The sequence below is a fragment of the Nonomuraea sp. NPDC050786 genome (genome assembly GCF_040654115.1).
In the GTDB taxonomy this organism is placed as follows: Bacteria; Actinomycetota; Actinomycetes; order Streptosporangiales; family Streptosporangiaceae; genus Nonomuraea.
The window spans coordinates 112,607-124,714 of record NZ_JBFAHJ010000008.1 but is presented as its reverse complement, the minus strand read 5'-3'; the positions used below and the strand labels follow the sequence as shown (position 1 = coordinate 124,714).

The 12,108-nt window shown below is 70.9% G+C and carries 9 protein-coding genes; 1 reads left to right on the top strand and 8 read right to left on the bottom strand.

What is annotated here, in order from left to right; all coding sequences use genetic code 11:
- Positions 1-50: 50 nt before the first annotated feature.
- The 5 genes from AB0H84_RS17675 to AB0H84_RS17655 form a co-directional block, all read right to left on the bottom strand.
- Positions 51-1,286: an alpha-2,8-polysialyltransferase family protein gene (locus AB0H84_RS17675; protein ID WP_357604543.1), complete on the bottom strand. Its 1,236-nt coding sequence runs from the start codon at positions 1,284-1,286 to the stop codon at positions 51-53.
- Entirely contained in the window at positions 1,283-2,266 is a 984-nt protein-coding gene (locus tag AB0H84_RS17670; protein WP_357604540.1) for a glycosyltransferase family 2 protein, read from the bottom strand. The genes AB0H84_RS17675 and AB0H84_RS17670 overlap by 4 nt, the downstream gene beginning before the upstream one ends.
- A gap of 29 nt (positions 2,267-2,295) precedes the next feature.
- Positions 2,296-4,332, bottom strand: a complete 2,037-nt coding sequence (locus AB0H84_RS17665) for an N-acetylneuraminate synthase family protein (protein ID WP_357604537.1) — start codon at positions 4,330-4,332, stop codon at positions 2,296-2,298.
- Between the two features lie 73 nt (positions 4,333-4,405).
- Positions 4,406-5,089, bottom strand: coding sequence for a response regulator (locus tag AB0H84_RS17660; RefSeq protein WP_357604534.1), 684 nt, complete (start codon positions 5,087-5,089; stop codon positions 4,406-4,408).
- The gene (locus AB0H84_RS17655) at positions 5,086-6,579 is read right to left on the bottom strand and encodes a sensor histidine kinase (protein ID WP_357604531.1); all 1,494 of its coding nucleotides are present in this window, start codon (positions 6,577-6,579) and stop codon (positions 5,086-5,088) included. The genes AB0H84_RS17660 and AB0H84_RS17655 overlap by 4 nt, the downstream gene beginning before the upstream one ends.
- 108 nt (positions 6,580-6,687) lie before the next feature.
- Between AB0H84_RS17655 and AB0H84_RS17650 the strand changes: the two genes are divergently transcribed.
- Positions 6,688-8,028: a cation:dicarboxylase symporter family transporter gene (locus AB0H84_RS17650; RefSeq protein ID WP_357604528.1), complete on the top strand. Its 1,341-nt coding sequence runs from the start codon at positions 6,688-6,690 to the stop codon at positions 8,026-8,028.
- A 17-nt stretch (positions 8,029-8,045) separates the two neighbouring features.
- Here AB0H84_RS17650 and AB0H84_RS17645 read toward each other — a convergent pair whose 3' ends face one another.
- From AB0H84_RS17645 to AB0H84_RS17635, 3 genes are all read right to left on the bottom strand, one after another.
- Positions 8,046-8,867: an SAM-dependent methyltransferase gene (locus AB0H84_RS17645; RefSeq protein WP_357604525.1), complete on the bottom strand. Its 822-nt coding sequence runs from the start codon at positions 8,865-8,867 to the stop codon at positions 8,046-8,048.
- 46 nt (positions 8,868-8,913) lie between these two features.
- Positions 8,914-10,257: a HAMP domain-containing sensor histidine kinase gene (locus AB0H84_RS17640; protein ID WP_357604523.1), complete on the bottom strand. Its 1,344-nt coding sequence runs from the start codon at positions 10,255-10,257 to the stop codon at positions 8,914-8,916.
- Between the two features lie 67 nt (positions 10,258-10,324).
- Positions 10,325-11,818, bottom strand: coding sequence for a glycoside hydrolase family 13 protein (locus AB0H84_RS17635; RefSeq protein ID WP_357604520.1), 1,494 nt, complete (start codon positions 11,816-11,818; stop codon positions 10,325-10,327).
- Positions 11,819-12,108 lie beyond the last annotated feature (290 nt).

Here is a 12,108-nt window from a genome sequence, read left to right as displayed (position 1 = left end):
GGTCAGTATGGCGTCCACCATTCTTCAGCCCTGGTCCGGGAACGGCCGGCTCAGATCGCCGAGCGGATCTTCCTGCGCAGCCGGGTGAGCGCGGTCGGCCGGGCCACCAGGCCCAGTGTCTCCAGGCGCTTGCGCTTGAAGTAACGCCCGTCGAACCCGATGCTCGCGGGCCGCAGCTCCGGGTACGTCTCGGCCTGCATGCAGTATCCCACGGCCGCCACCAGCGCGCGCAGATCCACCGCGGGCGGCGGGGTGACGGTCCCGTCCTCCGACAGGCGGGGCAGCAGCGCGTCCACGATCGTGACCGGGATCCGGTTGCTGTTCTCGTAGGGAGCCAGCCGGTCGAGCACCAGGCCGGTGCCGTACGAGGCGACGGGCAGCCCGAAGTAGCGCTGCGCCGTCAGCAGGCCCGTGGAGAAGCACCCCACGACGAGCTCGGGCCGCAGCGCGGCGAAGCAGACCTCGGCCGGCACGCTCTCCGGCGCCACCGACAGCCGCACGCCCAGGGGCTCGGCCGCGGCCCGCAGCAGCTGGGCGTGGCGCCGCCCGGCCGCCGGGTGCGGCTTGAAGACGACGTCGGTGTGGCCGCGGGCGACCAGGGCACGCAGCATGGTCTCGTGCAGGGCCGCCTCCTCCTCCGGCGTGACGATCTCCAGCGCCGACAGGTACTGGCCGAGGATCATCGCCTGCCCGTGCATCATGTCGGGCGCGGTGGCGGTGACCTGGTCGACGACCGCCAGGAAGCGCTCGTCCGGGAGGATCGAGGGCGCGACGCCGTACTCGCTGAGCAGCAGCGGCGTGAGCCCCGGCACCAGGTCCAGGTGGAGCAGCCGCTCGATGCGGCGGAAGATCTCGGCGGGCAGCGGGTCGCGGGTCGGGCCGTAGCTCATGAGCCCGTCGGAGTAGACGGTGATCGGGCAGTCGCGCACCAGCCCGGCGATCGTGCGGGCCGGAGGCACCGCGATCGACTCCAGCACCAGGTGCTCCACCCCGTCCAGCCCCCAGTGGGAGCGGATGAGCCGCTCCATCATGGGCACCTCGATGACGCGGGCCTTCCAGTCGGAGGGGTGCAGCGGCGCGATGAGCTCGTTCCACGAGTGGACCTCGTCGAAGCGGGAGCGCAGCACGGCGAAGCCGGGCGTCTTGTCGAGCGGCGTGGCCACCTCGGGGATGGCCGCGTTGCTGGACACGACGAGGACGCGGCGTCCGTCGCCGAAGCGGCCGTCGTCGATGGCGGCGGCCAGTGACATGGCGCCGAACAGCGTCGAGGCGTAGAAGACCTTCACGACGTCTCCTCCCGGTCGCGGCGGACCCGGATGTGCGGGCCGGTCGGCAGGTCGGGCACCAGGGCCCGTAGCGTGGCCTCGCGTTCGGCGGACATTCGCGCGACCGACTCGGACACCACGTCGGCGGGCAGCGCGCGCACCATGTGCGCGCCGCGCTCCTCGAAGCGGGCCCGCAACGCCGGCGTGAACCGGTCGGCGATCTCCAGGTGGTGGGCGAGCAGCGCGCAGAAGTTCCGCACCGCCTTGGGCAGGAACTCCGGCTCCAGGTCCTTGAAGACCAGCTCGAACGCGTCGAAGAAGTGCAGCTGGCGCTCGTCGCCCACCTGTGTCAGCGACCCGGACACCATGCGCCGGTAGAAGACGCCGGCCAGCGAGACCACCGCGAACGTGGCGGCCTCCCTGTGCAGGCGCCAGATCCACGGCCGGTCCTCGGCGGTGTGCAGGGAGCCGGGGAAGTGCAGCAGGTCGCGCAGGGAGCGCCGGTAGATCCCGGCCCACGCGTACGGGTAGTCGACCATGGTCCGCACGCCCGCCGGCAGGATCGCGTCCCGGGGGTTGAGCACCGCGCCCCGCCGCGCCAGCGGAGCGCGGTGCACGACCCGTTTGCGGCCCTCGGCCTGCACGTGGTCGGCGCGGACGAAGTCGCAGCCGAGCCCGTCGATGGCCTCGACGAGCTGCGCCAGGTAGCCGGGGGCGAGCCAGTCGTCGCCGTCCATGAAGGTCACGTACCGGCCGGAGGCCGCCGACAGGCCCGTGTTACGGGCGTCGGCCAGCCCCACGGGCGCGGGGTTGCGCAGCACGGACAGCCCGGGCAGCTCGTGGGCGAAGTCCTCGACGATGGCCCCGGTGGCGTCCACGGAGCCGTCGTCCACGACGATGAACTCGAAGTCGTGCCGGGCGTTGCGGCAGAGCGAGGTGAGCGCGTCGGCGATGAAGCGCTCGCCGTCCCGTACCGGCACGACGACCGAGAGTGTGATCAAGGGGTTGTCTCTCCAGAGCGCGGGCGAGGTCAGACGGTCACCCGGCGCAGGCGGGCCTTGGGGGCCTCCTCGCCGGGGAAGACGCGCTTGACGCCGTCGCCCATGGCCTGCTCGATGATGCGGATGTCGCGTACCAGGTGCTCGAGGCCGGCCGGCTCCAGCGAGGCGGCGTGGTCGGAGCCCCACATGGTGCGGTCGAGCGTGATGTGCCGCTCCACGCAGACGGCGCCGAGTGTGACGGCGGCGAGCGAGATCTGCAGGCCGCGCTCGTGTCCGGAGTAGCCGACGGGCACGCCGTAGCGCTCCTTGAGCGTGGTGATCGTACGCAGGTTCGCCTCTTCCGGCGGCAGCGGGTACGTGGACGTCGCGTGCATCATGATCAGCTTGTCGGTGCCGAGGATCTCGACGGCCGCGTCGATCTCCGACAGCGTGGACATGCCGGTCGACAGGATGATCGGCTTGCCGGTGGCGGCCAGGACGCGCAGCAGCTCGTGGTCGGCGACGCTGGCCGAGGCCACCTTGTGGACGAGGACGTCCATCTCCTCCAGGAACTCCACGGAGGGCACGTCCCACGGCGAGGCGAACCAGTGCAGGCCGCGCTCGTCGCAGTATTTCGCGATCTGCCGGTACTTGTCGTAGCCGAACTCGGTGCGCTCCTTGTACTCCAGGTACGTCATCTCGCCCCACGGCGTCTGCCTGATCTGGCCCTTCTGCTCCTCGGGCACGCAGATCGCGGGGGTGCGCTTCTGGAACTTGACCGCCTGGCAGCCGGCGTCGGCGGCCACGTCGATGAGGCGGCGGGCGATGTCGAGGTCGCCGTTGTGGTTGATGCCGATCTCGCCGATCACGTACACGGGCTCGCCGTCGCCGACCAGCACGTCGCCGATCGCCACAGGACCCAGCCTGGGGCGCTCCTTGACCTCGACCACCGGCAGCTCGGGCCGGGCGGCCACGACGCGGTCGCACAGCTCGCGCACGGCGCCGGACCCGCCCGGCCTGGTCAGCACGGTCCTGGCGGCGGCGCGCACGCGCGGGTGGGCGTCGGGGGTGGCGACGGGCCAGCCGACCTCGGCCATCGGGCCCAGGTCGTTGACGTCGTTGCCGACGTAGGCCACGCGGGCCGGGTCGAGGCCCTCGATGGTGAGCCAGTCGCGCAGCACGGTCCGCTTGTCGGCCAGGCCCTGCAGCACGGGCACGCCCAGCTTGCGGGCGCGGGCGGCCACCACCGGGTTGTGCTCGGTGGACATGACCAGCACCTTCACCCCGGAGCGCTTCAGCAGCGAGACGCCCATCCCGTCCGAGCGGCTGACCAGCACCATCTCGCGGCCGTCGGAGTCGACATAGGCGCGGTCGTCGGTGTGCACGCCGTCGAAGTCGGTGATGACGGCGTCCACGTCGATCGGCTCCGGCTGGTCGATGAACGGGGCGAGCGCGCGCACGAGCTCCAGGTCCTCCGGGTTGTCGATCTCGATGGCGTGCTGCGGCGGCACCGGCTGGACGGCGACCTCGCCGAAGAAGCGGTGGCCGTGCTCGCGCAGGCCGGAGGTGCGCATGACGTAGAAGGCGCCGTTCTCGCGGAACTGGGTCTCGCGGTCCTGCCGGCGCTGCCGGACGGCCGGGTCGTGGTTGATCCCGGCTCCGGCCGCCGTCCACAGGAACTCGTGCGTCGGCAGCCCGGACACCACCGAGTCCGCCTCGCCGTCGAGCACCTTGCGCACCGCGGCGTCCAGGTTCTCCGGGTCGATGAACGCGCTCGTGCACTGCACCAGCACGACGACGTCGGGGTCCGCGCCGAGGGCGTCGAGCGCGTGCAGCACGGCCGACTCGCTGGAGGCGGTGGCGCCGCTCAGCTCCTCGGGCCGCTCCACGACGACCGCCCCCGCCTGCCTGGCGGTCTCGGCGATCCCCGCGTGGTCGGTGCTGACCACGACCTGGTCCACCAGCTCGGCCCGCAGGCAGGCGCGCACCGCGCGGGTGACCAGCGGGACACCGCCGACCAGGGCGAGGTTCTTCAGGGGTACGCCCGCCGAACCTCCGCGGGCGGGAACTACGGCCAGGACTCGCAAGGTGTGTCTCCTCAGTGCAATGGACTGCACCCAGAAGCTAGAGGCCCGGATTGAACGGCCAGCGTCACCGTCATTAACTTTCCATGGGGATCCGGTAGAGCAACTCTGGCCGGCCCACCCCGCCGTACTGCGGGATGCGGGCCGCGACCCCCAGCTCCACCAGGTATTCCAGGTAGCGGCGGGCCGTCACGCGGGACACCCCGATCGCGTCGGCCACGGCCTGTGCCGCCATGCCCTCGGGGCTGTCGCGCAGCTTGGCCGCGACGGTGTCGAGCGTGTCGCGCGCCATGCCTTTGGGCAGCTCGGAGCTGCCCCGCAGGGTGCCCAGCACGCGGTCCACGTCGCCCTGCCCGACGGCGACGCCCGCCTCGTCCTTGAACTTGGCGTAACGCGTGAGCTTTTCGACGAGTGTCGCGTAGGTGAACGGCTTGAGCAGGTACTGGGACACGCCGAGCGAGACGGCCGAGCGGACCATGGCCAGGTCGCGGGCCGAGGTGACGGCGATCACGTCGCACATGAGCCCGCCCGCGCGGATCGCCCGGCACACCTCCAGCCCGTGCATGTCCGGCAGGTGCAGGTCGAGCAGGACGAGGTCGACCGGCTTGCCGCGCAGGAAGCGCAGCGCCTCGCCGCCGGTCCTGACGACGCCGGTCACCTCGAAGCCCGGGATCCGCTCGACGTAGATGCGGTTGGCCTCCGCGGTGATCTCCTCGTCCTCGACGATGAGCACGGAGACCGGCGAGCCTGAGATCGTCATCGCACACGCTCCGGCACGGGCAGCCGCACGGTGAACACCGAGCCCGCCACGTCGATGGTGCCGCCCAGCCGCCGCACCGACTGCCCCACCAGCGCCAGCCCGAGCCCGTGCCCGTCGCCCTTGGTGGTCCAGCCCTTGTCGAAGGCGTGCGGGTCGGCCAGTCCTGGGCCGTTGTCGGCCACCCTGATGACGACGCCGCCCCGGTCGGCGCACAGGTGCACCTCCACCCGGGAGGCGGCGTCGATGGCGTTGTCGATGAGGTTGCCCACGATCGTGACCATCTCGCGCGGGTCGAGACCCAGGTCGTCCAGCTCGCTGTCCTCGCTGATCACCAGCTCGACGCCGCGTTCGGCCGCCTCGGCGCTCTTTCCCAGCAGCAGCGCCGCCAGGACCGGCTCGCGGACCGCGGCGACCACCCGGTCGGTGAGCTCCTGCGCCGCGCGCAACTCCGCCGTGCCCAGCGCCACCGCCTGTTCAGTACGGCCCAGCTCGACCAGGGTGATGACCGTGTGCAGCCGGTTGGCGGCCTCGTGGGCGGCCGAGCGCAGCGAGTCGGCGAAGCCGCGCTCGGCGTCGAGTTGCCCGGTGAGCGCCTGCAGCTCGGTGTGGTCGCGCACGGTCACCACGGTGCCGAGCCTGCTGGCGGCGCTGTTGACGGCCAGCACCCGGTCGCCGACCAGGTGGACGCGCTCCTGGTCGTCGGCCAGCACCTCGGACAGGCCCAGCTCGTCCACGTGCCGCCCTTCGGCGTCCGCGGGCAGGCCGAGCAGGTGACGCGCGGCGTCGTTGCAGAGCGTCAGCGTGCCGTCCTTGCCGACCAGCAGCAGGCCCTCCCTGACGGCGTGCAGGACCGCGTCGTGGTGCTCGTGGATGCGGCCGAGCTCCACCGGGCCCAGGCCGTGCGTCTGGCGGCGCAGCCGCGCCGTGACCAGCCACGTGCCGGCCGCGCCCAGCGACATCGCGAGGGCGACGACGAGGCCGCCCCAGGCGAGCTGGTCGCGGACCCTGGCGCTGATCTTCTCGACCGTGATGCCGGCGCTGACCAGCGCCCGCGCCCGGCCGCCCGACATGACGGGGGTCACCACGCGCCTGGACTCGCCGAGCGTGCCGGTGTAGGTCTCGGTGAACGTCTCGCCCGCCAGCGCCCGCTCGGTGTGGCCGAGGTACCGCTTGCCGATCTCGGCGGGGGTCGGGTGGGTGTAGCGGGTGCCGTCCGGCTTCATGATGGTGATGAAGTCGACGCCCGTCTGGTGGCGTACGTGCTCGGCGTACGGCTGCAGCCGTACGGACGGGTTGGGGTCGTCGAGCGCCTCCAGCACGTCGGGCGAGGCCGCCACGCTCACCGCGACGGCCCTGGCCTTGCCGCTCGCCTCGTCGGTCACCAGCTCACGCGCCTGGACGACGGCGAGCACCGCGAGGCCCGCCACCGTGACGGCGACCACGAGCAGCTGCAGGACCAACATCTGTCCCGCCAGGCTCCACCGCCGCACTTTGCCACCTCCCCCGTGAACGAAACTTACTCAATGGTGACCTAGGTCACTGTGAGGGCGATACTCGGAAAGCTAGAAGGAAATTCCATCACCGCTGGAGAACCCCCCATGCGTGATCGCACTCGGTATCTCTACCTCGCCGTCATCGGCGCCGTCCTGCTGGGCATCCTGGTCGGATTCGTCTGGCCGGACGTGGGCAAGGAGCTCAAACCGCTGGGCACCGGCTTCGTGGCCCTCATTCAGATGGTGATCGGGCCGATCATCTTCTGCACGATCGTGCTCGGCATCGGCTCGGTGCGCCAGGCCGCCAAGGTCGGCAAGGTCGGCGGCCTCGCGCTCGGCTACTTCATCGTCATGTCCACGGTAGCCCTGCTCATCGGCCTGGTGGTCGGCAACGTCATCGACCCGGGCTCGGGGCTGCACCTGAGCGACGCTGCCAAGCAGGCCGCGGAGGCGCAGGCGGCCAAGGGCGGCGAGGCCAGCACGGTCGACTTCCTGCTCGGCATCATCCCCAAGACGCTGGTGTCGGCGCTGACCGGCGGCTCGGTGCTGCAGGCGCTGCTCGTCGCGCTGCTGACCGGGTTCGCGCTGCAGGCCATGGGTGACAAGGGCGCGCCGATCCTGCGCGGCATCGAGCACTTCCAGCGGCTGGTCTTCCGCATCCTCGCCATGGTCATGTGGGCCGCGCCCGTCGGCGCGTTCGGCGCGATCGCCGCCGTGGTGGGCGAGACGGGGATTGAGGCGCTCAAGAGCCTGGCGATCATCATGGTGGCCTTCTACATCACCTGCCTGCTGTTCGTCGGCGTCGTGCTGGGCTCGATCCTGTGGCTGGTCGCCCGGATCAACCTGTGGTCGCTGCTGAAGTACCTGGGCCGCGAGTTCCTGCTGATCCTGTCCACCTCGTCCTCGGAGACGGCCCTGCCCCGGCTCATCGCCAAGATGGAGCACATGGGCGTCAGCAAGACCGTGGCCGGCATCACCGTGCCGACCGGCTACTCCTTCAACCTCGACGGCACCGCCATTTACCTGACCATGGCCACGCTGTTCATCGCCGAGGCCACCGGCGCGCCGCTGAACTTCGGCGAGCAGCTCGCGCTGTTGCTGTTCATGATGGTCGCCTCCAAGGGCGCCGCGGGCGTGACCGGGGCCGGGCTGGCCACGCTGGCCGGCGGCCTGCAGGCGCACCGCCCGGCGCTGGTCGACGGGGTCGGCCTCATCGTGGGCATCGACCGCTTCATGTCCGAGGCCAGGGCGCTGACGAACTTCGCCGGCAACTCCGTCGCCACCGTGCTCGTCGCCCACTGGACCGGCGAGTTCGACCGTGAGCGGGCCGCGATGGTGCTGGCGGGTCAGGCGCCGTTCGACGAGGCGACGCTGCTGGACGAGAACGAGGGCAAGGAGCCGCCGGAGCCCGACGAGTCGGGCGACCGGGAGCTCACGAAGGTCTAGCGCGGGTCTAGCGGGGTCTACGGCTTGCGGGCGATGGCCGCGTACCCCATGAGGGACAGCTCCGGGTCGAGGAAGACGGGGGTGTCGGGGTCGACGTACGGCCAGGCGAGATCCGCCCCCACACCGTTGACCAGATGGCCCGGCGGGATGAACTCGAAGTCGCCGAAGAAGGCGGCGATCTCCTCGCCGGGCCGCGGCCTGAAGGGCATGTTGGCCCGCTCGTAGAACTGGCTCACCCGGTCCGTCAGCGAGGAGTGGGAGTCGCCGCCCACGTGGGAGACGGCCAGGTAGCTCCCCGGCGCCAGCGCCTCGCGGTAAGCGGCCACGAAGCCCTGCGGGTCGTCCTCGTCGGGGATCAGGTGCAGGACGAACATCATCAGCAGGGCCACCGGCCGGTCCAGGTCCAGCAGCCCGCGCACCTCCGGGTTCGACAGGATCTCCTCCGGCCGGCGGATGTCGCCCAGCACCATGGCCACCCGGTCGGGGTCGGCCAGCAGCGCCCTGCCGTGGGTGGCCACCACCGGGTCGTTGTCCACGTACACCACGCGCGCGTCGGGGGCGTGCCTGAGGGCGACCTCGTGCACGTTCTCCTGCGCCGGCAGGCCGGAGCCGAGGTCGAGGAACTGCGTGATGCCCTGCTCGCACAGGTAACGCACGAACCGGCCGATGAGCGCGCGGTTCTCCCGGGTGCCGTCGCGGGTCTCCGGGATCACACTGAGCACCAGGTCGGCCAGGGCCCGATCCGCCTGGAAGTTGTCCTTGCCACCCAGGAAGTAGTCGTACATGCGCGCCACGTTAGGGGTGTGAGGGTCGACGCCCTGCGGCGCTTCTTCCTTCATGACACCATGATCTATGACATGAGCACCGGAAATCTACGAGAACCGGTCAAACAGTCGGAAGTCTCACCACGAACCTGGCACCACCCTTGCAGTCCTCGACAGTGATCTGACCGCGGTGGGCCATCGCCACGTCCCGCGCGATGGCCAGGCCCAGCCCCGTGCCCCCGGCGTCGCGGCTGCGGGCGGCGTCCAGCCGGGTGAAGCGCTCGAAGATGCGCTGCCGGTCCTCCTCGGCGATCTCCATGCCGTCGTTCTCGACCGCCAGGACCGCCGTGGCGGTCCCCTCCTTGTACACCTGGATCCGGACCCGGTGCTCGGCGTGCCGCTGGGCGTTGTCCAGCAGGTTGGTCAGGACCCTGGCCAGCTGGAGCCGTACGCCCTCGACCACGACCTCCTTGTCCACCTCCACCTGCACGGGCACCTTGTCGGAGCGCACGGCCAGCTCCTGGCGGACCAGTTCGGCGAGGTCCACCCGCTCCTTGACCACGTCCACCCGGGAGCCGATCCGGGCCAGCAGCAGCAGGTCGGTGATGATCGCCTCCAGGCGGTCGGTGTCGCGCAGCGAGCTCTCCACCAGCGCCTCGATGTCGGTGTCCTCCGGGTAGAGCTGGGCGCTCTCGAGCTGGGCGCGCAGCCCGGCGATCGGGGTGCGCAGCTCGTGCGAGGCGTCGGAGGCGAACTGGCGCTGCTGCTCGGCGGAGCGTTCCAGCCGGGCCAGCGTGCCGTTGACGGACTTGGCGAGCAGGGCCACCTCGTCCTGCCCCGGCGGCTGCGTGACCCGGCGGCTCAGGTCGCCCGCGTGCACGGCGTCCAGTTCGGCCCGCATGGTCGCCACCGGCCGCAGCGCCCGCCCCGTGACCAGCCACGTGGCCCAGGACGCCAGCGCGATCAGGATCCCGACCTGGGTGAACACGACGACTTCCAGGGTGCGGCTGGTGAGCAGGTCGGGCGTGCTCCGGCCCGAGTAGACGACGGGCGAGTCGGCGAACATGCTGACCCTGACGGCCGTGAGGTGGATGCACTCGGTCGGCAGGCAGTTCGTCATGTTGATCAGCCGGTTCTCGGCCGTGGGGCGCACGTCGCTGAGCGGCGGCAGGTTCCTGGCCGCGTCGCTGCTGGCCAGGATCTGCCCGTTGGGGCCGACCACCTGGATCAGCGGGACCGACGGGTTGGGCACCGGGATGGAGGCCCCCATGGGCAGCGCGCCGCCGCGCATCTCGTACGCGATGCGCTCTGCCGTGTCCCTGGTGTCGCGGAACACGCTGGCCGACATCAGCGACCTGGTCACGATCACCCCGCCGACGGCTGCCGGAATCAGCACGAGGGCGGCTACGGCCGTCGCGATGAGGGTTACGCGGCCACGAAGAGATCGGGCCCACCAGGGTGCCACCCTGGCAGGCTACCGAGCGTGATTACCGGCATATGCCGCGTTAGTGGAAAGATTCCACCAACCCCTGTCAGTGCTGGAGCCAAACGGTGGTGTCCGGCGGGATCGTCCCGTCGTCGGCGAGCGGGCCGCTGGACAGCAGGACCTCGCCGCCCAGGTCGAGCCGGACCGGCTCCTGCCCCGTGTTGAGCACCACGACCAGCCCGGGGTCGCGCTCGATGGCCAGCACGTCCTTGGGGGAGTCGAGCCAGGCCAGAGTGCCGCCGCCGAGCGCCGGGTGCTCCCTGCGGAGCCTCAGTGCGGCCCGGTACAGGTTCAGGGTGGAGCCGGGGTCGTGCTCCTGGGCCTCGGCCGACAGGGGCCCCCAGGAGCCGGGGATCGGCAGCCACGGGTCACGCCAGCCGAAGCCGTCGGAGGCCGTCCACGGGATCGGCACGCGGCAGCCGTCGCGGCTCTCGCCGGTCCGCAGGAACGCCGGGTCCTGGCGGAGCTCGTCCGGGAGGTCGAGCACCTCGGGCAGGCCCAGCTCCTCGCCGTTGTAGAGGTAGGCCGAGCCGGGCAGCGCCAGCATGAGCAGCGTGGCCGCCCTGGCCCGGGCCAGGCTGCCGTGGCGGGTGACGTGGCGCGGCTTGTCGTGGTTGGACAGCACCCACGTGGTGGGCGCGCCGACCAGCTCGGCCTCCTTGAGGGACTTCTCGATGACCGTACGGAACGACTTGGCGTGGAAGTCGGCCATCATGAACTCGAAGTTGAACGCCTGGTGCAGCTCCTCCGGCCCGACATAGCGGGCCAGCCGCTCGGGGGAGGAGACCCACGCCTCGGCCACCGCCATCCGGCCGCCGGGGTAGGAGTCGAGGATCGGCCGCCACTCGCGGTAGATCTCGTGCACGCCGTCCTGGTCGAAGTAGGGCAGCTGCTCGTCGCCGAGCATCTCGGCCTGGCGGCCCTCCTTCGGCCCCACGTCGGGCAGCCCCTCGGCCTTGATCATGCCGTGCGCCACGTCCACCCTGAAGCCGTCCACGCCCCGGTCGAGCCAGAAGCGCAGGATGTCGCGGAACTCGGCGCGCACGTCGGGGTTGTCCCAGTTGAGGTCCGGCTGCTCGGGGGCGAACAGGTGCAGGTACCACTGCCCGTCCTCGACCTGCGTCCAGGCGGGGCCGCCGAAGATCGACTCCCAGTCGTTGGGCCGGTCGCGGAAGATGTAGCGATCGCGCAGCCCGGCCTTGAACCACGGGTGCTGGTCGGAGGAGTGGTTGGGGACCAGGTCCACGATGACCCTGATGCCCTTGTCGTGGGCGTCGGCGATGAGCGCGTCGAAATCGGCGAGCGTGCCGAACATGGGGTCCACGTCCCGGTAGTCCGCCACGTCGTAGCCGCCGTCGGCCATGGGGGAGGTGTAGAAGGGGCTCAGCCAGATCGCGTCCACGCCCAGGTCGGCGAGGTAGCCGAGGCGGTCCCGCACGCCTGCGAGGTCTCCCATGCCGTCGCCGTCGGAGTCGGCGAAGCTGCGGGGATAGACCTGGTACACGACGGCGTCACGCCACCAGTCGTCGTTGCCGAGCATGGCTGTCCCTTTGCGTGAGATGTCGGTGATGTGTGATGAAGGATGGCGCGCCCGTTTGTCGAGGGTCAAGTGCAACTTGCGGAAAGTTGCAGAAGTCACCTCAACCGTTCAGTTTCCGTGTCCGGAGAGGGCCTGCAGCCTCCGCTGGGGGCTCGGCGGTGAGGATCGCGTAACGCTCTTTCGCAAGTTCTTCCAATTCTTGCAAAGAGCCGCTAACGTCCCGGAAACGTTCGGCTTTTCTCATCACGGCGGCGCCCGCGTGGCGTCGCCGTTCCTCCGTGACCTCAGGA

Coding starts and splice junctions, on each gene's coding strand:
- AB0H84_RS17660 (WP_357604534.1), bottom strand. CDS start 5,089: ATGACGATCTCAGGCTCGCCGGTCTCCGTGCTCATCGTCGAGGACGAG.
- AB0H84_RS17650 (WP_357604528.1), top strand. CDS start 6,688: ATGCGTGATCGCACTCGGTATCTCTACCTCGCCGTCATCGGCGCCGTC.
- AB0H84_RS17645 (WP_357604525.1), bottom strand. CDS start 8,867: ATGAAGGAAGAAGCGCCGCAGGGCGTCGACCCTCACACCCCTAACGTG.
- AB0H84_RS17635 (WP_357604520.1), bottom strand. CDS start 11,818: ATGCTCGGCAACGACGACTGGTGGCGTGACGCCGTCGTGTACCAGGTC.